The following is an 18,212-nucleotide window of genomic DNA, read 5'->3' on the forward strand; positions in this document are numbered from 1 at the left end:
ATTCTGAAAACAACTGTTACCCAAGTCTAATCGTTGTTATTCAGAGCAGCTATTCTGCTATTTTTTTTATTTTCTCAAAAAATCGCCTACAGTTCGGAACTGCTATATCGCTGGTGAATAAGCTCCGCTTTGCTCTGTAATTCCAGCAGATCCTTGTGCTCCACCGTGGACACAATTACCGATATTTTGCTGTCCACATCCCGTAATCCGTTTAATAACGTCCTCCGGTTGGTCCGCTTCGCATCACCGCTGAGCCGAAGAAACGGATTAATCAGTCCGTTCAAATCCTTCAAAATCAATCTCCGAACCGTATGATTCACTTCGCTGTTGTTCAGTTCATGCAAAAGCGGAATGACCCGCTGCAAACGTGCAAATAGAGCCAGCGCCTTCTCGACAATCTCGTTATCAAGCGTATCCTTCTGTCCCTCGGAGATCACCATGTCCTCCAGGACCTCCAAATACTCCATCACCTGAGCAAATTCACTGCTCACCTGATCTGGTTGACGTACTTGTCCTGTCATAGACTCCGGTCGAACGGTAGCTTCCTTTTCATGCTGCTGTGTCTCACCGACCTGCTCCTGCACCACCGGAATCACGGAACCGGTCAGATTGGGGCGAGGATGGCGAACGGCCATGATGGCACTGTATCCTCCCAAACCAATGATCGGAATCGCCAAACACACAAACAGTGGCAACCAAAAACTTAGTAAAAGCGCAATCAGGTAGCTAACCACAGCAATCGTGGCACCCCACATTTTTGACGTCATAGCTTGTACCTCCTGACGTAAACCCTTACCATATTGTAGAAAACAATATTTGTGTGTGTCAATGTACGGATTTACGTATGGTGATTGGCTGCTCGATATGACTGGCTAAAATGTCGTATTGCGGATGAAGTGAACCGATCTCATGACCCAAAGCCGATTTCACCGCTAGATAAGGAAAATTGATACCCGACAAACATGATACATGAAGTCCTCCGGACATCCGCGGATTGATCTCTAGCAACTTGGCATGCTTGCCGTTATATTTTACCTGAATGTTATAATTGTACGGAATGTGATACGCCTCAGCGACCTTCTGTGCCACCTCCAACAGCTCGGAATGCTGCTCCAGCAGCCGTAATCGTCCTCCTGCCTTCCTACGCGGAACTGCCGCTAGCAGCTTTCCGTTCCGGTCAGCCAGGCAGTCAATACTGTATTCGTATCCCTCCAGCAGCTCCATCACCATCAGATTGGGAAATGATTCTGTGGATGACAATATGCGGTGTGCTTCCTCGAACGAAATATGATTCAGCGCATGGCCGAACAGTTCCTCCAGCGGATTACGTTCATTGTCGATGATACGAAAGCCCATCCCGCCTTCTGCATTACATGGCTTGAAGCATACCTTATGCCCAAGTGCTATTAACGACTCATAAGCCTGTTTAAACTGCTCGGCATTGCTGGCAATGGCATAGTCGGGAATCGTGACAATGTCCTTTTGACGAATGGATTCATAAAACAGATCCTTTTCCATCAGTTGCTCCAGCAGTTCGGTATCTTGGCATACCATCACTTTTGTCCCAATATCATCGAACAAATAAAGATGTTTGCTAATATCGAGCATATTCCACCGGGGGATAAAGACATCAATTCCGTGCCGCCTGCAAAAATCAGCGCAAAACCGTGCGTACTCCACACCACTGGTGCGAGGCTCTACTTCAGCTACATCACTGGCCTGTAGCGCCATGTGCTGCGGATCAGAGTGCGTCGCATAGATCTCGAACGGAATACCGTCCTCATTGTTACGAATAGCATTCATATAGTGATACGCCACTGAAAACCAGCGGTTAAAATACACCTTAACCTTCTTCACAGAGCCACGTCCCCTATCTATTCTGAAAATGAAGTTTGAGCTGCGAACACACTCTGGTGTATTGCATGAACATACGCCATGATTTCGTCCGCTGCATAAACCCCCGACACTTCTGTAAAACGGTAATTGACCTCCAGCTTATCCCGCAGCTGTTCCCGATACAATTCACCATGACGCGGAGCAATCGCATAATCGGCATAGTCCAGCAGACAACGGTCCAGCAAAGAGTCACCAGACGCAACCACGGCCCCTCCATTCGTGAGATTGCGGATGTGCTCCACGGCTGCTTGTTTATTCACGGCCGCAGGCACCAAATACACCTTACGACCTTGAATGGATACCTCCCAGCCCATTTCACGCATGATTCGCGCCTTCTCCAGCACCTGTTCCAGCGGCATACGATCCCGTTCAATCATGAAAGCATAGAATAACTCATCACAAAAGCGCTCGTTTACCACCCAGTCTTCATGTAGCACCTGTCCGAACACCTGACGTGCTTCTTCCGCATGAGCACCATCACGGCGTACTTGTTCATGAATACGCCGATTCCACTCTCGATCCACCTCGCCTCCGACGATGATGTTTCCACCATTACTCGTCACGGCATATGCGGGAACCAACTCCGTCTGAAACACAGTGATTCGTCTATACTGTTCTATCGTCCGAGTCGTCACGGGCATAAACATCACATCTTCAGGCAGTGTCTTTAGCCATTGCAGGGCTTGTTCAGAAATAAAAGCCGACGTCGCCCCGTCTATCTGTTCCGCAGGCAACAGCCCAGGAGACTCCAGCGGTACGCCAAGCGAACGTTTGGAGTAAATCAGTGTCTGATCCAAGTCACTTGCGTAGATCATTCTTGTCCCCCCTTGAGCGGCTTGATAATTCCGCAGCAGGAATAAGTCAATCCTTCAAATACCTCTACAGGCACTCCACGGTCCTTGGCCAGCAGCATAATATGCTGAAGATTCGGATTATCTTCGCGGTCAATCAGAATTTTCCACGGCACCCTGCGCAGTAGTACACGAGTCGTCTCCCCCACTCCAGGCTTGACCAGATTGATATCTCGAATACCAAATGCCTGCTGAATCGCCTCAATATCCCGTAAGCCCTGCCATGTCACCGCAGGCGGATTCAATGTCATTTTTTCTGCATATGCAACGGCTGTTTCAGCCACGTCTTGAAAGTACCCGGATACCGTATCCACAAACGTATTGGACTGATCCACTGAACGCCAGGATTCATAAAATTTGGCCCCATGGAAATCGTCAGGACCTATGAGATCGTCGCGTAATACCGTCCGACTCATCAAACCGGATACTGTCGAATTCAGACAAGCACTTGGAATCAAATAATCTTCTCGTGTACCGAAGGTCTCCGAACATCTGCCCGGATCGGCCAACACCGCCAGATCATCATTTAGATGCAACCCGTAATCCGTGTTCATCTCACGACAGGCCTCAATCAATACCTGGCGAATCGCCCCTTTCCCCGTCCAGCCATCGACAAACTGAAGTTCAATCCCCAGCCCATGCTGCTGTAAAATGTATAAAATCGCATTCCGGTCAATACCTTTGCCACGAATAATAGAAATGCTGTAATGCGGTAAGGATACGCTATACTTCCAGTCAATATAACGCTTGATCAGGATACCAATGGGCGTCCCTGCTCTAGCCAGAGAAACAATCGCCGTGTTCAGGCCTCTTTTTCTCACAATCATCTCAGCCACAGAAGCTGCCGCTAATGCAACCTTTTTGGCAGATTGGGCAAGCGTTTCGTGAAACAGTGCAATATACTCTGCTGTGGGCTCGTATTCCACTGGCAGCATTTCTGAATAATGGACTCCCGACTGAATCGCCTCTTCACGATCCTCCGTCCCTTTTTCCAACGTAACCTGGCTCAAATCCTTCAATAAAAAAGTGACATCCGAGGCAGGATAACTGCCCAGCAGTTCGGGCGGATGAATGTTCTTCTGCTGTATTTGCTCCATGAGTGCTTGCTTCATATCCGCGCTCCTTTACTCTCCTGTCTAGTTAACCCATTAAAATAAACAACATGCACTTTATCGCAGCCCAGACGGGTCAAAGCCTCCAGCATGGGGTTCATCCGCTCTGGGTCTGACTCCCTTTCCATCAAAACGAATATTTCGTCATACTGACCGGGGTCTACATTATAAATAAAATTGCGTACCGTACTGTCCTCAGGCGAAGGATATGTCACACCACAAGCGACGCCATACCCTTCTTCTCGGTGGGGATACACCGGGCTGCGTGTCGTCGATTGAAAATACACATCCGGGCCTAGCTCTGCTGCAATCCGCATTGGGATGTACATGAATTCTCCCGTGCCCATAACCAGCGTGCGTTGCCCAGAACGAAGTTGGTTCAGTCGTTCAGCTGTACGCGTGATTTCTGTATCCAATGCTGAATTGTCAGCGGATTGTAGACCAAAACGGCCTGTATATTTTAGATAAGGAGCTGTATTGGCATACCCGTCTGTTGACATGGAATTGTGTACTACTCGCTCAAAACCGGAAGTATCCTTTTCAAAACGGTGGTCAATTATTCCAGAAACGTCTTTATTAACCTCTGCCATGCTAGTGGCTGCATGTTCTGAGTGCCCAGCCTGTCCGACATATGCTGCGTGATCTAGGATCGGTACACCCTGTACCTCAATCTTTCCTTTGAGCAAGCTTAAAGGCGTAATCGTAATGCCTAGCTCTGCCTCCAGGTCAGTGAAAGCCTGCTCGTCGCTGTCTGTCCGCCAATCCAATAACGAAGCAATCACATACTGTTTACGCGGAAAATGCTCCTGAATATCCCGTATGATATTAAGCGTTGTTTTTCCCGTCGTAATTTCATCATCTACCAGCACAATCGGGCCATCTCCCGCAAAAGCATCTTCATCCAGTGCATAGCAACGATGATCAACAGCGTGCGAATGCTCTTCTTCAAACCGAATAATAGGCCGAAGGCCCGGAATATCCTCGCGCGTCGTATGAATATACGAGGCTCCGTCGTCAAACAACCGATACATGCTGTGCCCCAGTGCTGTAGCCGTCTCGGCAAAACCAACAAACTTGATCGGCTCCGTAAAAGCAAAAGCTAAACGTTCATCTATCAGCTTTCGGTAGGCCTCTTTCGCATAGTCCGGGTCAAGAAGTCCTCTCACGGCCTCTCCAATCAGTTCATCCATTTGTTGTCCCGCTTGTGGGACAAGCTCCTTATATAGTAGAATCGCCAGCGCCGCACCACTGAGCAGAGAGGTGTATGGGTTTACCGGAATATGCTTGCCCAGCACCTTGCTGACAAATAAAAAAGAACGTTTTTTGTTGACCCGTGCCGCCATCGCAAACAGCTTGTCCACAGGAAGGCGGAATGGATTATGTGTCTCCGTAATTTTAACGCTGAACTGCTCCAGGATTGGCAGCAGATGTGTTTTCGTGGTTGGGTAAGAGACTGACAAAATGTTGTTGTTCATGTAACACCCCGTATACTTTTGATCTATTGATAATACGATGAGCCCAATTCAAATGCGGCTTAATTTCATTCATTTTGTTGGCATAGGTACTTTTGAATACACCCAGACTACCGTCGTTACGCTCAATAATTTCAAGTGCATCCATATACTCTTCATGTGTCACCGCATACATGGCCTGTACCGGTTTAATATGGGAGGGATGGATAATCGTTTTGCCAATAATCCCATTCTCTTTGTCCATCATGACTTCTCGGATCAGTCCGTCTACGGCATCTGAGATGAAGTCCATCCGCAAGTGTCGTCCCGGCTTTCCAAGTGCATCTTCGAAAGGAGACACTCTTAATTGAGGTTTAAAGACACGTTCTCGGTGAGAGAAATATTCCCATACAGGACCGGAAATGACATAATTTGAGCCCACGCGTCCAAACAAGTTAATAATATCTGCGATGCAATCCCGAATGACGGCAATTTCATAAATCGTAATATCCGGGCTGCGTCTCAAGCCATATAAACTGGAGAAATCGGTTGCCCCAATTCGTACATTGAGCACATATTCCTGGTACTCGTCTAAAATTTCCTTAATCGACAGCAGCTCATTCCAGCGGGTTTCTCGATAAATAATTTTGGAGCTTTCAAGAATCGGTAATCCATACAGCACAGGCATGTTGCTTTCGTTTCCTGCCCCTGTATGCATATTCCGGTTATATTCAGCAATGAGTGCAAAATACGCCCGTCCATTATCCGAAGAGAACTTGGGTAGAACAAAGCCCGTGAGCAGCGGCAAAGATTCACCCAAACCGTTCAGTAGTCGTTCCAACTGCTCCACAGAGCGCACACGCACAAATAACAAAGGTAATTGCTGTTCACTCATCATCCCCGTCCGTACATAGGACAATAGTTGAAGCAGCTGCTGTGCCAGCGATTGTTCTGCCTGTCCGACCTGCTGATCCCCTATAGCATCCTCCAGATCCAGAATGACCGTTGTTAGCCCTTCATGTTTTCCATTTTTGATCTCTTCTGCTACTTCCGAGCGGGTCGCTGGCATGTACAAAGCCGCTCCTATCGCATAAGCCAATATACCTTTGGGAGAACGGTTATGAAACTCCAACGGTGGAGTATAAAAGATCGCTTCTACTTCCTCAGAGGTTAAATCATTAAAATATTTCAGGGCCCTTCCCCTCCTCTTGCTCTTTCTTGCCTGACTGAAGCCCTGTGCTTCGGGTATAAAAGAAATCCCCCCTTAGTTTCAGGAGGGATTTCGCTATACTTTGTACATTAAGCCTCTTTGTCGGCCTTTTTCTTTCTTTTCGCCGAGCTGATAACCATTGTGCCTACAAAGACAGCAATCAAAATGCCGAAGAATAAAACCTGCGACATATGAAAGCCAAAAGCAGCAGCCAGCATTTTACCCCCGATAATGGCGATCATAATAAAGGCTGTCTGTTCCAGTTCCGGAAATTTATCAATGAGCTTGAGGAACACCTGAGCAACACCACGCATCATCAGAACGCCGAGAATACCACCCAGGAACAGAACCCATACTTTCTCACTCACACCGAAAGCGGCAATGACGCTGTCAATACTGAAGGCAATATCCATCAGTTCGACCATTAATACGGTTTTCCAAAAAGAAGTAGGTTTGTTTTTCACTTCTCCATCACCTTCGGACTTGAATAAGCCCTTATAAGCGATATAGAGCAGATAAGCCGCACCCAGTACCTTAATTAGGGTGAACTTAATCAGGAATGTACCCAAGCCGATAGCCAGGAACCTGAATATATACGCACCCAAAATCCCGTAAAATAAGGCTCTCTTCTGTTGTTCCTTAGGTAAGTGTTTAACCATAACTGCGAGAACCAAGGCGTTATCCGCCGATAAAAGTCCTTCCAGCAAAATGAGAGTTCCTATAATCCCCCAACTCACTGGATCAGTAAGCGTAGCTACAACATCACTCCATGAAAAGAAATGGCCGTAGTTTTCGCTGATATTTTTAAACAAATCATTCAACATGAAAAGAGTGCCTCCGATAATTCAATTTATTTGCTACCCTGCGACCAGCGCATGCCCCAGTTATATGCCCGATCCAACTCACGATGACCGCCATAGAACTGCACGAGTCTTTCAATGCTGAACGTTTCATCGTTTACATTTTGAATCATGGCAATTGCACACATCCCTTTGCGATTGTCATGTTCATTCATGTGAACGATAATGTCCGGCCCATCCTTCTGGTACAGCGTGACTACCCCGTCCGCTTGTGACCAGTTCGTGACTCCTTCATAGATGAAGGTAAACACCAAAATTCGCTTAATTTCAGAAATTTTAGCACCATTAATGCGAAGATTTTCCCCTGTTTTCACAGAGCCTGTACGGTCGTCGCCATCCAGAGCAATGTACGGGAAGCGATTTAGAGAACCGAAAACTTCCCCGAGCGCCTGCACAACGCCTTTATCTCCGTTCTTCATCTCATACAAGCAGCCCAGATCCAGATCGACACCCTTGGAACCGCGATTGAAAAAGCCCTTGCTTTGCTGCACCTGATTCCAGTTTAGATTGATCAGGATTTCACCCAATCCGCCTGAGCCTTTTTTCAGGTTGATGGTGTCGCCCTTCTTCTTCAGCTCAATTTTCCGCAGATTCAGATTCACCGGTGTTGCAGATGGCTCTGGCTTCGAAGCAGGTGGTACTGGTGGCGGCGTTGGTGCTGGTCGAGGCGCTGGAGACGGAGGTGTAGGCACTGGCGTGGGAGGAGCCGGATTGTTTTCCACTTCAATCCCAAAATTAACGCACAACGCATCCAATCCACCGGAAAAACCTGCGCCAATCGCGTTGAATTTCCATTCCCCGTTATGACGATACAGTTCACCAATGACAATCGCCGTTTCCACTGTAAATCCACTGTCCAAATTAAACCGCAAAACCTCTCCGCTAACCGGATGAGCAAAACGAATGAACCCACCTTGAACCTGTCCAAAATTTTGCCGTTTCTGATCCGCATCATAAATCGTCAGCGTAAACGCAATCTTCTCGATATTTGCAGGAATTCGCGTCAGATCAAGGGCAAATTGCTTTTTATCACCGGACTGTTGTCCGTCTGAATAGGTGATAAAGGGCGTGGTCGGATTGTTATAAAAAATTAAGTCCTCATCGCCCGATACTTTTCCTCCAGAACCCAGCAAAAATGCCGAAGTATCCAGCTCCAGAGACGCTGGGGACTCCCAGCCAATCCCTACGTTGACATGGGTCAGGCCCGGATTTGTTTTCGTCAAATCCGCCTTCTGTCCCTTTACTACGATAACAGCCATGATTGTGTCACCTTTCTGTCGGTTTGTCATGTGTCAGCGTACGCTAATGTAATAGCTTAAAAAGAAAGGGTAGCGCCCTATGGACACCACCCCAAGTGGATATTATTGAGCGTCCAAGCCATAGTTTTTAGCAAGCGCACCCAATCCACCAGCAAAGCCACTACCGATAGCCTGGAATTTCCAGTCCGCATTCTGACGGTAAAATTCACAGAATACGACGGCCGTTTCGGTGGAGAAATCTTCTCCCAAATCGTAGCGCAGCACTTCACGATCTGTTGCCGCATCTACTACACGTACAAAAGCATTGGACACTTGGCCAAAGTTTTGCGCGCGAGCCTCGTAATCATAAATGGTAACCGTGATCCCGATACGGTGGATGTTCGCAGGAATCTTCGAGAAATCAACGATGATTTGCTCGTCATCCCCATCGCCCTCACCTGTGCGGTTATCGCCCGTATGAGTAACCGATCCTGCTCCGCCTGTCGGGTTGTTGTAAAATACAAAATCATCCGCTGCTTTGGCTTTACCGTCTTCATAAAGTAGGAAAGCCGAAGCATCTAGGTCAAAGTCAGCGCCACCACTGTATTTATTCGTATCCCATCCAAGACCTACAACAACACGAGTCAAGCCGGGATTCGTTTTGGTCAGATCAATACGTTGTCCTTTGGAAAGGCTAATGGTCATTCCGCATACCCGCTTTCGTTGTATAGATTTTTTTATGCCAAACCGTAATCGCGTGTCAATCCTGCAAGACCATCTTGGTAGCCGCTACCAATGGCATTGAACTTCCACTCACCGCTATGACGATACAGTTCGCCTACAACAACGCCTGTTTCGATTGAGAAATCTTCTCCCAGATCAAAGCGGACCAATTCTTCATTGTTTGCTTCGTTTACGATACGAGCATAAGCACGGGACACTTGTCCAAAGTTTTGGCTGCGTTCTTGTGCTTCATAGATTGTAATCGTAAAAGCGATCTTTTCAACGTTAGCTGGCACGCTACCCAAATCAATTTTAATTTGCTCGTCATCTCCGTCGCCATCACCTGTGCGGTTATCCCCTGTATGAACGACAGAACCGTTCTCATTTTGTGGGTTATTAAAAAAGACAAAGTTCTTATCGGATTCTACTTTACCTTCCGCATTAGCCAAAAATACGGATACGTCCAGGTCAAAATCTTTTCCGCCATCATATTTGTTTGTGTCCCAACCGAGACCAACCATAATTTTGGACAAACCTGGATTTGTTTTCGTCAAATCAATTTTTTGACCTTTGGATAAGTTAATTGCCATGAGTAAGAACCCCTTTTCACATTAAGTTTTGTATGAGCAACTAAAATTACATATAACGCTGAGCCAGCACATCAATATGTACGGCATGGGTTCCTTCACCGATTGCAGCAAACTTCCATTCGTTGTTATGACGATAGAGTTCTCCACAGACCAGTGCGGTCAGCCCCTCATAATTATCAGATAAATTAAACGTCACCAGTTCCTTGGAATTAGCACCATCCAGAATGCGGATATACGCCTTCTCGATCATGCCGAAATCCTGTTTCCGGTTTACGCAATCATATATATTCACAACAACAAGCACTTTGTCGACATTGGCAGGAATACGTGCCAGGTCAATCGCAATTTGTTCATCATCACCGTCGCCTTGTCCAGTCAGATTATCACCGGAATGAACGACTGAGCCGCATGGGCTTTTTTTATTATGGAAACATATTACATTGTCCAACTGAGTCAGTTTCCCGTTTGCGTCCAGCAAAATGGCAGAAGCATCACAATCAATGTTCGGTTGCTTCTTGATGCCAAAAAATCCTTTGGACTGCATTGGGTCCCATCCCAATCCAGCTATAACCTTGGTTAGTCCTGTGTTGCCTTTGGTCAAATCAACTTTCTGGCCCTTGACCAGATTAATTACAGCCACTGATTAACACACCTCCCTTCCGTAAAATTTACAGACTAAATTCAGACGGATTCAAACCAAGCGCGCCACAAATCTCAGCAACAATTCGCTGTTCATTGGCATCAAAGTCACCGTCAGCTGCACCAATGGCGCTGCATACGCCAACGACGAGTCGGCCTACTTCAGGCTTACCTTTCAATCTACCAATCGCTTTCAGTGCTTCCTGTTTGCCGATTTCAGGTGAAAACTCAAAGTTCGCTACATAGTGATTGAAACGGTTGATGACCTCCCCCATATCAAACACTTTCAATTCTTCACTGATATTTATGTATCCGGCCATTTTTGTTTTCTCTTCTGGACTAATAGTACCGTCAGCAAAAGCTACTAATGCACAACCTGCAACAACAGCTTCCATAAAATCTTTATTCTTAAATTTTTTAACTTGGTCTCCAAGTCCTTTTTTAGTTGTATTCAACCAATTTTTAAATGTACTCATGGTTACCTCCACAATTACGTATTTGAGTAAAATGCATCCTAGTTAATTTCTTCCTTTACTATAACCTGAATTACGATCTTTTTCTACAATAATATACAAAAATACGGTAAATACGATCTATTTATTATTGGTATCCTCTCTATCTTTAGCCCTATTTTCTACATAAAAGGCCCTCTTCTATCATCCATCATTTGGTACCCCAATTGCAAGTTTGTAGAATGGTAGAGTTGATAGAAAGGCACAGCCTTCCAATTTAACAGAAGCATTGTGCCTCTCACCAACTCCGAAAAAATTGGTAAACAAAAAAATCTACAGACTTCTCCAGCTAGCGAGTTGACAGTTTTCAACTGCCGCTCACCTGTTCCAGAAAAAAAGACTGTAGATTTTATAGATACTCCTATTCACGTTATCATCGTTCACAGCTTACGACCTAGTTATAATCCTCCCAATAGCGATACTCCATTTCATTCTCACCTTTGGTGACAACGACCATATTTTCAATATGTCCCGTTTCTTTATTCGTTCGGTAGATCATGGTACGGGTTTCGCCCTCATCGGGTACAGAGAAAAGTACTTTGTCACTGAGCATGCCGCCACCAATGCCGACGACGTGTTCCCCCCAGCCGGAGGCTGCGCCAGAACCGATACCCGAACCTGCCCCACTAACTCCAGCCCCGCGCGACAAAATAAGACCTATTCCATATCCGGTGACGGTCTGGGCCGTTTTACCTAGAGCGTGTTCTCCGGCTGATTGGGTATGCTTTTGGACCCAGTAATCGTATTTATCCGTATTTTGCTCATAACTCACAACATTCCCTTTTTTATCGATAGATATATCCGTTTTGCTTCCGTCTTTACCTGTCAGTTCGGTGACGGCGACAAGGGAATCGGACGTGATCTTGGAGGTCTCTCCTGTATTGTAATCTGTACGGGGAACTGAGTCCTCATATTGCAGACGCAGGACATTCATCTGGTCGTGAATTTTCTGCATAACCTGCTTGTCGCCGATGGCCTCGGCGTTTTTCAGTAGCTCCTCATATTGATGATATTTATCCGCGTCTGCCTGATCCCATTCGTCTATGTTTTTGGGCTGCTTGGCAATTTCTCCACCATGATCTCCAGCCTCTCCACTGCCTGCCAGCGCTGCGCTAGCGTTCATTGCCGCTGCTAGGGCTGTCCAGAAGCCACGTGTACTTTCTCCATCCGCATTTCTAAACTTCGAAGCGATGCTTTTCAGCTCAATTTCAATGGATTGAACCTTATTTAATACCGAAGAAAGTGTATATTTAGCCGTACGATAGTCATTATAAAAACGATTCCTCTCCATACCATCCCACTGGCTGTGAAGGCGGTTCATTGTGCTATCCAGGCCGTTTAACTGGTTATACAGTGTGCCGTGGGCATTGGCAAATTGGGAGGCCACGTTGTCCAGCTGCTCCGGTGTGACTTGGATTTTTGTCATGGTGATCACATCCCATCTAAGAAAATAGGAGATAGAAATTATATTTTACAGTAATCCTTATTTCATATTGTAAGCTATAGAGGTCGGACATTCATGAGGATTTATACGTATTTGTGTATTCAGAAGCAGTTCCTTTGATATAATGAATCCATATCAGTTCATTTCGACAATACATTATTGAAAGTCAGGTGTATGGACATGTCAGACAAAAAAATTATCTTTTTTGATATCGACGGAACGTTACTGGACGATGACAAGAAAATGCCGTTAACGGCAGAAAAGGCCGTCTTTGCTTTGAAAGAGCTGGGACATGAGGTGGCCATCGCAACAGGCCGTGCGCCTTTTATGTTTAAAGATATTCGCGAGCAGTTAGAAATTGATTCCTACGTTAGCTTTAATGGGCAATATGTCGTGCTTCGCGGGGAAGTGGTCGCTACCAATCCGCTGAACAGAGAAGCCTTGCAAGCGATGACCGATCTGGCTCTCACACATAATCATGCTCTCGTATATATGGATCATATGGATATGAAGGCCAATATTCCTAACGATGAGCTTGTGGAGAGATCGGTCCAAACGCTTAAGGCCAAGATTTCAGTTGGATACGATCCGCTCTATTTCCAAGGAAGAGATATTTATCAGACGCTGTTGATGTGTACAGCAGAAGAAGAGCCTTTCTATGAAGCGGTATTCAAGGCGTTTGACTTTGTGCGCTGGCATCCGAGTTCTGTGGACGTTGTTCCTCATTCTGGCTCCAAAGCGAAGGGCATCCGCGAAATTACGTCCAGACTGGGCATTGCCGATGAAAATCAATACGCCTTTGGCGATGGCTTAAATGATGTGGAGATGCTGACAGCTATACATAACAGCGTCGCGATGGGCAACGGCTGTGATGAAGCCAAAGCCGCAGCTAAAATGGTCACAAAACGCGCAGATGAAGACGGTATTTTGTACGGACTGCAAAAGCTTGGTTTGTTAAGCTAACAGGATTGCTGATAGACTGGACATGTTTCGGAAAAAATAAAGTCTGTTTAAAGACTTACATATGAGAAAATAGGAGGTTGTCCTTAAATATGGAGACGGAAGGCTTACGCAATGTCGAACAGCTAGCCATGAAGAAGTACAAAATTTACAAGCAGAGCCTACTCCGGTATTTGGCACGTTCCATGCTGGCGAGTATGTTCATCGGGTTCGGCGTTATTGTAGCCTTCAAGACGGGCAACTTTTTTTACATGGAGCATTCTCCATTCACTTATCCCATGGCGGCACTCACGTTCGGAGCGGCCATCATTCTGATCGCTTACGGCGGCGGGGATTTGTTTACAGGTAACACCTTCTATTACACTTATGCTGCGCTCCGTAAAAAGCTGCGCTGGGGGCAGGTGCTTCGATTATGGGCTGCCAGCTATGGCGGTAATTTGCTGGGTGCGGGGGTATTTGCACTCCTTATTTACTTGACCGGGCTGTTTGACTCCTCCAGCGTGAACAGCTTTCTACTGAGTGTGGTTGAGCATAAAATGGAAGCGCCTGCAATGCAGCTATTCTTCCGAGCTATTTTGTGTAATTGGCTGGTCTGTCTTGCCTTTTTTGTTCCAATGTTTATGAAGGAAAATGGCGCAAAGATGTTTGCCATGATGCTGTTTGTGTTCTGCTTTTTCATTTCGGGATATGAGCATAGTGTGGCTAATATGTGTACTTTCGCCATTGCGCTCGTGCTGGATCATCCGGGTACGGTTTCTGTCGCTGGTGTGATCCATAATCTCGTTCCGGTCACGCTCGGAAATCTGGTTGGCGGCGTGCTGCTTATGGGGGTTATGTACTATTCGGTGAATCTCCCGTTTTTAGACGAGAAAGAACACTAAAAAAAGAAGCCGTGGGACTTAGGTTCCACGGCTTCTTTGCGTTATTTTAGTAATAGAGCAGGTGCTTTCTTGCCTCTTATCCTTCTTGAGCAGGAAAATGGATAAATTCCTCCAACTCCTTGAACAGCTTCTTGGGATTAACATTGTCAGGTACAACCAGAGTTAGCGGTTCATCCAGCTTCAGCACATACATGCCTAAAATGGATTTGGCATCTGCCATGCCGCTTTTGCCATGAATCCAGATATCATAGGTATAATTCGAAACGATTTGATTGATTTTTTCAATATCCTTAACGTCTTTTACCTTGATGGGTGTCATCATTGCACAGCACTCCCCTGCATTGAATTGGGGCTTACGAAACAAGCCTTAACATCACTTTACCCCATATGAAGCTTGTTGCAAAATCTTAATTTAGAAAATGACATGCGGCGCGGAGCTGATTTTCCAGTAGCTGCCGACCTTTTCAAAATTCACGGTGATTTTCGCATTCGCCTGCTTGGTTTCTGCCGGATAAGGCACGGTCAGCAGATAGCTGCGCTTCACCGGAGTCATGGTCACCATTTTCGCCGTAGCCCGGTTGAACTCTAGCAAATTGCCACCATCTGCGTTCAACTGAGCTAGTCTGCCGTTAACTTCAACGAAAAATTTACCGACAAATTGCTCACTGGCCTGCTTTGTGTAGGCCTGCGTCAGATAGCTGATCAGCTTGGTCTTCGTGCCGATATCCTCGGACAGATAGCGGTAGCTTTTACCGTTCAACTGGAACGACTCACCCACCGGGCTGCCACCACTGATCGCATACTGATAACGAGACTGCGCCTCCAGCACAAGCGGAACCGCACTCTCGTGATTCAGCTTGTCCAGCTGCGTCGGTTTCACGCTGGAAGCCGCGGCTGCTGGCGCCGAAGTGGACGGCTGTTGCGGCTTAGACGGCTTCACAGTCGACGGTACGGACGGAGCAGCCGCTGGCGCTACCGATGTAGATGGACGCTGTGCTGGTGCAGACGGAGCTACTGGTGTAGATGGACGCTGTACTGGTGCAGATGGAGCTGCGGGTGTAGCGGCTTTGGCAGAACCTGCGGCTGCGGCCGGGGTCGAGGCGGCTGGAACCGACGGCGCTGGCGCCGGGGCTGGCGTCGTAGCCGACGCAGACGCTGCTGGTGCTGGCACCTGAGCCGGGGCGGATGCGGACGGACTGGCCACGCTCGGTTGCGTCGCTTCCGCTGGAGCGGTCACAGCGGGCGCGGCTGCGGCGGCCTGTGCCACGCTCATAAGTGTGGCCGCAATGCATAGTGCGGATAGCTTCGTATTTAATTTCATACTCATATACACCTCCATAATCATATGTCTGCATAAACTGCACACGTTTCTATTATAAGAATTTCACTTCTCGATTGGGTTGCTAAATTGTTTCTATTTGCCTTTTTTTGTTCATTCTGCACGAAGTTTGTCCGTATTTGCCGGGGACGGTTGTTCTGACTGTTTCAACTGCTTTGCCTCCATCTCTTCCAAGGATAGCGACAGTTGCTTAACAGATCGGTCCAGCTCCTCCAATCTGCGACTCAAAGTGACGAGAATGTATTTTAACAGAATCAGACTTAATGCAGCAGGGAATCCGACATTAGTTACGAGCTCGATCATACCTTCAGTCGTTAAAGAACTCACAGATTCCGCCTCCTTTTTCATACATATGTTCCACCAATAAGAACTAATGTTCCCATTTTTATGGAAATCATACATTATCTTGTGGGCTGTCATGACAAAAAGAGCCCCAATTAGCTTGGAACCCTCTCTGTTCTTGTTCATTCTACCTGCTTTCAGACCACTACCGAACGACATATCAAGGAGTATATATATTCGGCTGCTGGGGCTTGGACATCCCTTCTCCCAGATAAAATCCGGTGTGCGGCGGCTGATTATAAGCTACGTTCTGCCAAACAACACTCAGGCGATACACTGGATCATGCATAAGCGTGTAGAATCGGTGTTCTGACTCGTATGGTGTTGTGTAGATACGCAGCGCCGAATTATCACTTTTGCGCCAAATGACTTCCTCACGCCAGTCACCGAACAGATCGGCCTGCAAGGACGGCGTTCCTTTGGTTCCGTTATTGGAACTCGTTCCTGTTGCCGTAAGCAAGTTGGAAGTAGTCGAGTTCGTATAGTTCCACTTGTCTATTTTTCCAGCGCTTGATGAGGTATGATCCAGCAGTTCACGGAGGAGATCCCCATCCCACCAGATGCCAAAATTAATGGAAGACGGTAGCGTGTTGGTAATGAGCTGCCCCTTAGCTGAACGCAAACCAATACCCGGTGCCCACTGCTCGTTCCCTTTGGTCCGCGGGTCAATGTCTGCCGACATGCCTCTTCCAGTATCCTTGCCTGTATTTACGCCCCATAAAATATTTCCATTACGCGGGTCGTACATGGCAGCTCCGTAGGTGGCATTTTTGTCCTCGTTCACCTTGAACACTTCATAACCTGAACGGTCGGGGTCCAGATCGCCAACATGAAGTGCATCTCCATGTCCCATCCCCGTGTTAGCCAGCTTCGCTCCGTTATCGTCTACAACCAGTGAGCCATACACGATCTCATCCTTATCATCTCCATCCACATCCGCCACGCTCAAACTGTGGTTCCCCTGTCCAGCCGTTCCAGCATTGGTGGAGCTGTTGCTGTCAAAGGTCCAGCGTCGGCTCAGGTTCCCGTTCCGCCAATCATATGCGACCAGAACGGTGCGGGTGTAATAACCACGTGCCATCACAATGCTGGGTCTCACGCCATCCAGATAAGCAACCCCGGCGAGATAACGATCTACACGGTTACCATAATTATCTCCCCAGCTCGATACCGTTCCGCGCGGTGGCACATAGTCAATGGTACTAAGAGCCTTGCCTGTATCACCTGAGAACACAGTTAGAAACTCGGGACCTTTCAAAATATATCCGCTCGTGTTTCGATGATCAGCCGAAGCGTCCCCAATCTTCACACCTGCACCATCTACCGTGCCGTCTGCTGTTTTACATACGATCTCTGCTTTACCATCTCCATCAAAATCGTAGACGAGAAATTGTGTGTAGTGGGCTCCAGCCCGTATGTTCCGTCCCAGGTCGATCCGCCATTTGCGTGTTCCATCCAGCTCGTAGCCATCCAAAAATACATTTCCCGTATAACCGGATTGCGAATTATCCTTGGCATTGGAAGGGTCCCATTTTAACACAATCTCATACTCGCCATCTCCATCGAGATCCCCTACGCTGGCATCATTGGCGTGGTACGTGTAGTTCACATTATCCGGGGTTGTGCCTCCCGCGGGCTGCTGGATCGGAACATCCAGATAGTTGTTGTTCCATACCTTCACCGCAGGAGAAGCGGCCTGCTCTGCTCCATTGACCACGGCACGAACGGTATACGAAGATGAGGTCGTACCTGCCTTGTCCAAAAAGTTGGTTCTCGATGTAATCGGCGCATCGTTCACCTTGCTTGTCCCTCTGTACAAATTAAAGCCGACCGAATCCGCTTCCGTGCCCAGCAAGCGCCAGCTCACCAGTACACCCTCAGGCACCTTAACAGCGACGGCTCCACGGTTTAGCTTTTCCATTTGCCTCGTAGAGGCAGCAGAGACCTGGCTATCCATCGGGGTGACCACTCCACTCAACATGACACCGAGACAGAGCAACGCAGCATACCGAAACCTTTTGTTCATCTGAATCATTAGCTCCTTTCATGGTTTGTATTTTCAATAAATTTATTTTATGTGACTGATAAGTTATTGTTGTTTAAATTTTATGATAGCGCTTACATCAATGTAAAGGGACGAGCACGTCCTTTTTGTTCAAAAATC

At 47.1% G+C, this 18,212-nt stretch carries 19 protein-coding genes; 2 read left to right on the plus strand and 17 right to left on the minus strand.

What is annotated here, in order from left to right:
* Positions 1-86: 86 nt before the first annotated feature.
* From NLX73_RS20070 to NLX73_RS20130, 13 genes are all read right to left on the minus strand, one after another.
* On the minus strand, positions 87-767 hold the full coding sequence (locus NLX73_RS20070) for a hypothetical protein (RefSeq protein ID WP_061831751.1): 681 nt from the start codon (positions 765-767) through the stop codon (positions 87-89).
* 58 nt (positions 768-825) lie between these two features.
* Positions 826-1,857, minus strand: coding sequence for an ATP-grasp domain-containing protein (locus NLX73_RS20075; protein ID WP_254327130.1), 1,032 nt, complete (start codon positions 1,855-1,857; stop codon positions 826-828).
* A gap of 17 nt (positions 1,858-1,874) precedes the next feature.
* A complete protein-coding gene (locus NLX73_RS20080) occupies positions 1,875-2,711 on the minus strand; it encodes an HAD family hydrolase (protein ID WP_250267543.1) in 837 nt (278 codons plus the stop codon).
* Complete coding sequence (locus NLX73_RS20085) at positions 2,708-3,859, minus strand: cysteine protease StiP family protein (RefSeq protein WP_254327131.1); 1,152 nt, start codon at positions 3,857-3,859, stop codon at positions 2,708-2,710. The genes NLX73_RS20080 and NLX73_RS20085 overlap by 4 nt, the downstream gene beginning before the upstream one ends.
* On the minus strand, positions 3,856-5,202 hold the full coding sequence (locus tag NLX73_RS20090; protein ID WP_254327235.1) for a phosphoribosyltransferase family protein: 1,347 nt from the start codon (positions 5,200-5,202) through the stop codon (positions 3,856-3,858). The genes NLX73_RS20085 and NLX73_RS20090 overlap by 4 nt, the downstream gene beginning before the upstream one ends.
* 52 nt (positions 5,203-5,254) lie before the next feature.
* Entirely contained in the window at positions 5,255-6,442 is a 1,188-nt protein-coding gene (locus NLX73_RS20095; RefSeq protein WP_254327132.1) for an HpcH/HpaI aldolase/citrate lyase family protein, read from the minus strand.
* Between the two features lie 167 nt (positions 6,443-6,609).
* Positions 6,610-7,344 carry a TerC family protein gene (locus tag NLX73_RS20100; RefSeq protein WP_023987196.1) on the minus strand — a complete coding sequence of 245 codons (735 nt, stop codon included), beginning with the start codon at positions 7,342-7,344 and terminating at the stop codon, positions 6,610-6,612.
* 26 nt (positions 7,345-7,370) lie between these two features.
* Positions 7,371-8,639: a TerD family protein gene (locus tag NLX73_RS20105; RefSeq protein ID WP_254327133.1), complete on the minus strand. Its 1,269-nt coding sequence runs from the start codon at positions 8,637-8,639 to the stop codon at positions 7,371-7,373.
* A gap of 102 nt (positions 8,640-8,741) precedes the next feature.
* A complete protein-coding gene (locus NLX73_RS20110) occupies positions 8,742-9,323 on the minus strand; it encodes a TerD family protein (protein ID WP_023987194.1) in 582 nt (193 codons plus the stop codon).
* 32 nt (positions 9,324-9,355) lie between these two features.
* Positions 9,356-9,931 carry a TerD family protein gene (locus NLX73_RS20115; protein ID WP_025720839.1) on the minus strand — a complete coding sequence of 192 codons (576 nt, stop codon included), beginning with the start codon at positions 9,929-9,931 and terminating at the stop codon, positions 9,356-9,358.
* 46 nt (positions 9,932-9,977) lie between these two features.
* Complete coding sequence (locus NLX73_RS20120) at positions 9,978-10,571, minus strand: TerD family protein (RefSeq protein ID WP_254327134.1); 594 nt, start codon at positions 10,569-10,571, stop codon at positions 9,978-9,980.
* A gap of 28 nt (positions 10,572-10,599) precedes the next feature.
* Positions 10,600-11,046: a tellurite resistance TerB family protein gene (locus NLX73_RS20125; protein WP_254327135.1), complete on the minus strand. Its 447-nt coding sequence runs from the start codon at positions 11,044-11,046 to the stop codon at positions 10,600-10,602.
* Positions 11,047-11,476: 430 nt separating this feature from the next.
* Positions 11,477-12,508 (minus strand): WXG100 family type VII secretion target, encoded by a 1,032-nt coding sequence (locus NLX73_RS20130; protein ID WP_254327136.1) that lies wholly within the window; start codon positions 12,506-12,508, stop codon positions 11,477-11,479.
* 198 nt (positions 12,509-12,706) lie between these two features.
* On the opposite strand from NLX73_RS20130, the gene NLX73_RS20135 reads away from it, so the two are divergent.
* Entirely contained in the window at positions 12,707-13,489 is a 783-nt protein-coding gene (locus tag NLX73_RS20135; RefSeq protein ID WP_254327137.1) for a Cof-type HAD-IIB family hydrolase, read from the plus strand.
* An 89-nt stretch (positions 13,490-13,578) separates the two neighbouring features.
* The gene (locus NLX73_RS20140; protein ID WP_029517571.1) at positions 13,579-14,367 is read left to right on the plus strand and encodes a formate/nitrite transporter family protein; all 789 of its coding nucleotides are present in this window, start codon (positions 13,579-13,581) and stop codon (positions 14,365-14,367) included.
* Between the two features lie 76 nt (positions 14,368-14,443).
* On the opposite strand, the gene NLX73_RS20145 is transcribed toward NLX73_RS20140, so the two are convergent.
* From NLX73_RS20145 to NLX73_RS20160, 4 genes are all read right to left on the minus strand, one after another.
* Positions 14,444-14,689, minus strand: coding sequence for an HPr family phosphocarrier protein (locus tag NLX73_RS20145; protein ID WP_023987189.1), 246 nt, complete (start codon positions 14,687-14,689; stop codon positions 14,444-14,446).
* 90 nt (positions 14,690-14,779) lie between these two features.
* On the minus strand, positions 14,780-15,688 hold the full coding sequence (locus tag NLX73_RS20150) for a DL-endopeptidase inhibitor IseA family protein (protein ID WP_367997120.1): 909 nt from the start codon (positions 15,686-15,688) through the stop codon (positions 14,780-14,782).
* Positions 15,689-15,799: 111 nt separating this feature from the next.
* The gene (locus NLX73_RS20155; protein WP_023987187.1) at positions 15,800-16,033 is read right to left on the minus strand and encodes a hypothetical protein; all 234 of its coding nucleotides are present in this window, start codon (positions 16,031-16,033) and stop codon (positions 15,800-15,802) included.
* 175 nt (positions 16,034-16,208) lie between these two features.
* Positions 16,209-18,074 carry a rhamnogalacturonan lyase gene (locus tag NLX73_RS20160; RefSeq protein ID WP_483311710.1) on the minus strand — a complete coding sequence of 622 codons (1,866 nt, stop codon included), beginning with the start codon at positions 18,072-18,074 and terminating at the stop codon, positions 16,209-16,211.
* Positions 18,075-18,212 lie beyond the last annotated feature (138 nt).

This window comes from Paenibacillus sp. CH40 (assembly GCF_024213605.1).
Lineage (GTDB): Bacteria > Bacillota > Bacilli > Paenibacillales > Paenibacillaceae > Paenibacillus > Paenibacillus polymyxa_B.

Bases quoted from the DNA above. Each gene is read 5' to 3' on its own strand.
- NLX73_RS20135 (WP_254327137.1), top strand. From the start codon at position 12,707: ATGTCAGACAAAAAAATTATCTTTTTTGATATCGACGGAACGTTACTG.
- NLX73_RS20130 (WP_254327136.1), bottom strand. From the start codon at position 12,508: ATGACAAAAATCCAAGTCACACCGGAGCAGCTGGACAACGTGGCCTCC.
- NLX73_RS20160 (WP_483311710.1), bottom strand. From the start codon at position 18,074: ATGAACAAAAGGTTTCGGTATGCTGCGTTGCTCTGTCTCGGTGTCATG.
- NLX73_RS20100 (WP_023987196.1), bottom strand. From the start codon at position 7,344: ATGTTGAATGATTTGTTTAAAAATATCAGCGAAAACTACGGCCATTTC.
- NLX73_RS20110 (WP_023987194.1), bottom strand. From the start codon at position 9,323: ATGACCATTAGCCTTTCCAAAGGACAACGTATTGATCTGACCAAAACG.
- NLX73_RS20145 (WP_023987189.1), bottom strand. From the start codon at position 14,689: ATGATGACACCCATCAAGGTAAAAGACGTTAAGGATATTGAAAAAATC.
- NLX73_RS20085 (WP_254327131.1), bottom strand. From the start codon at position 3,859: ATGAAGCAAGCACTCATGGAGCAAATACAGCAGAAGAACATTCATCCG.
- NLX73_RS20105 (WP_254327133.1), bottom strand. From the start codon at position 8,639: ATGGCTGTTATCGTAGTAAAGGGACAGAAGGCGGATTTGACGAAAACA.
- NLX73_RS20150 (WP_367997120.1), bottom strand. From the start codon at position 15,688: ATGAAATTAAATACGAAGCTATCCGCACTATGCATTGCGGCCACACTT.
- NLX73_RS20070 (WP_061831751.1), bottom strand. From the start codon at position 767: ATGACGTCAAAAATGTGGGGTGCCACGATTGCTGTGGTTAGCTACCTG.
- NLX73_RS20090 (WP_254327235.1), bottom strand. From the start codon at position 5,202: ATGGCGGCACGGGTCAACAAAAAACGTTCTTTTTTATTTGTCAGCAAG.
- NLX73_RS20140 (WP_029517571.1), top strand. From the start codon at position 13,579: ATGGAGACGGAAGGCTTACGCAATGTCGAACAGCTAGCCATGAAGAAG.
- NLX73_RS20080 (WP_250267543.1), bottom strand. From the start codon at position 2,711: ATGATCTACGCAAGTGACTTGGATCAGACACTGATTTACTCCAAACGT.
- NLX73_RS20115 (WP_025720839.1), bottom strand. From the start codon at position 9,931: ATGGCAATTAACTTATCCAAAGGTCAAAAAATTGATTTGACGAAAACA.
- NLX73_RS20125 (WP_254327135.1), bottom strand. From the start codon at position 11,046: ATGAGTACATTTAAAAATTGGTTGAATACAACTAAAAAAGGACTTGGA.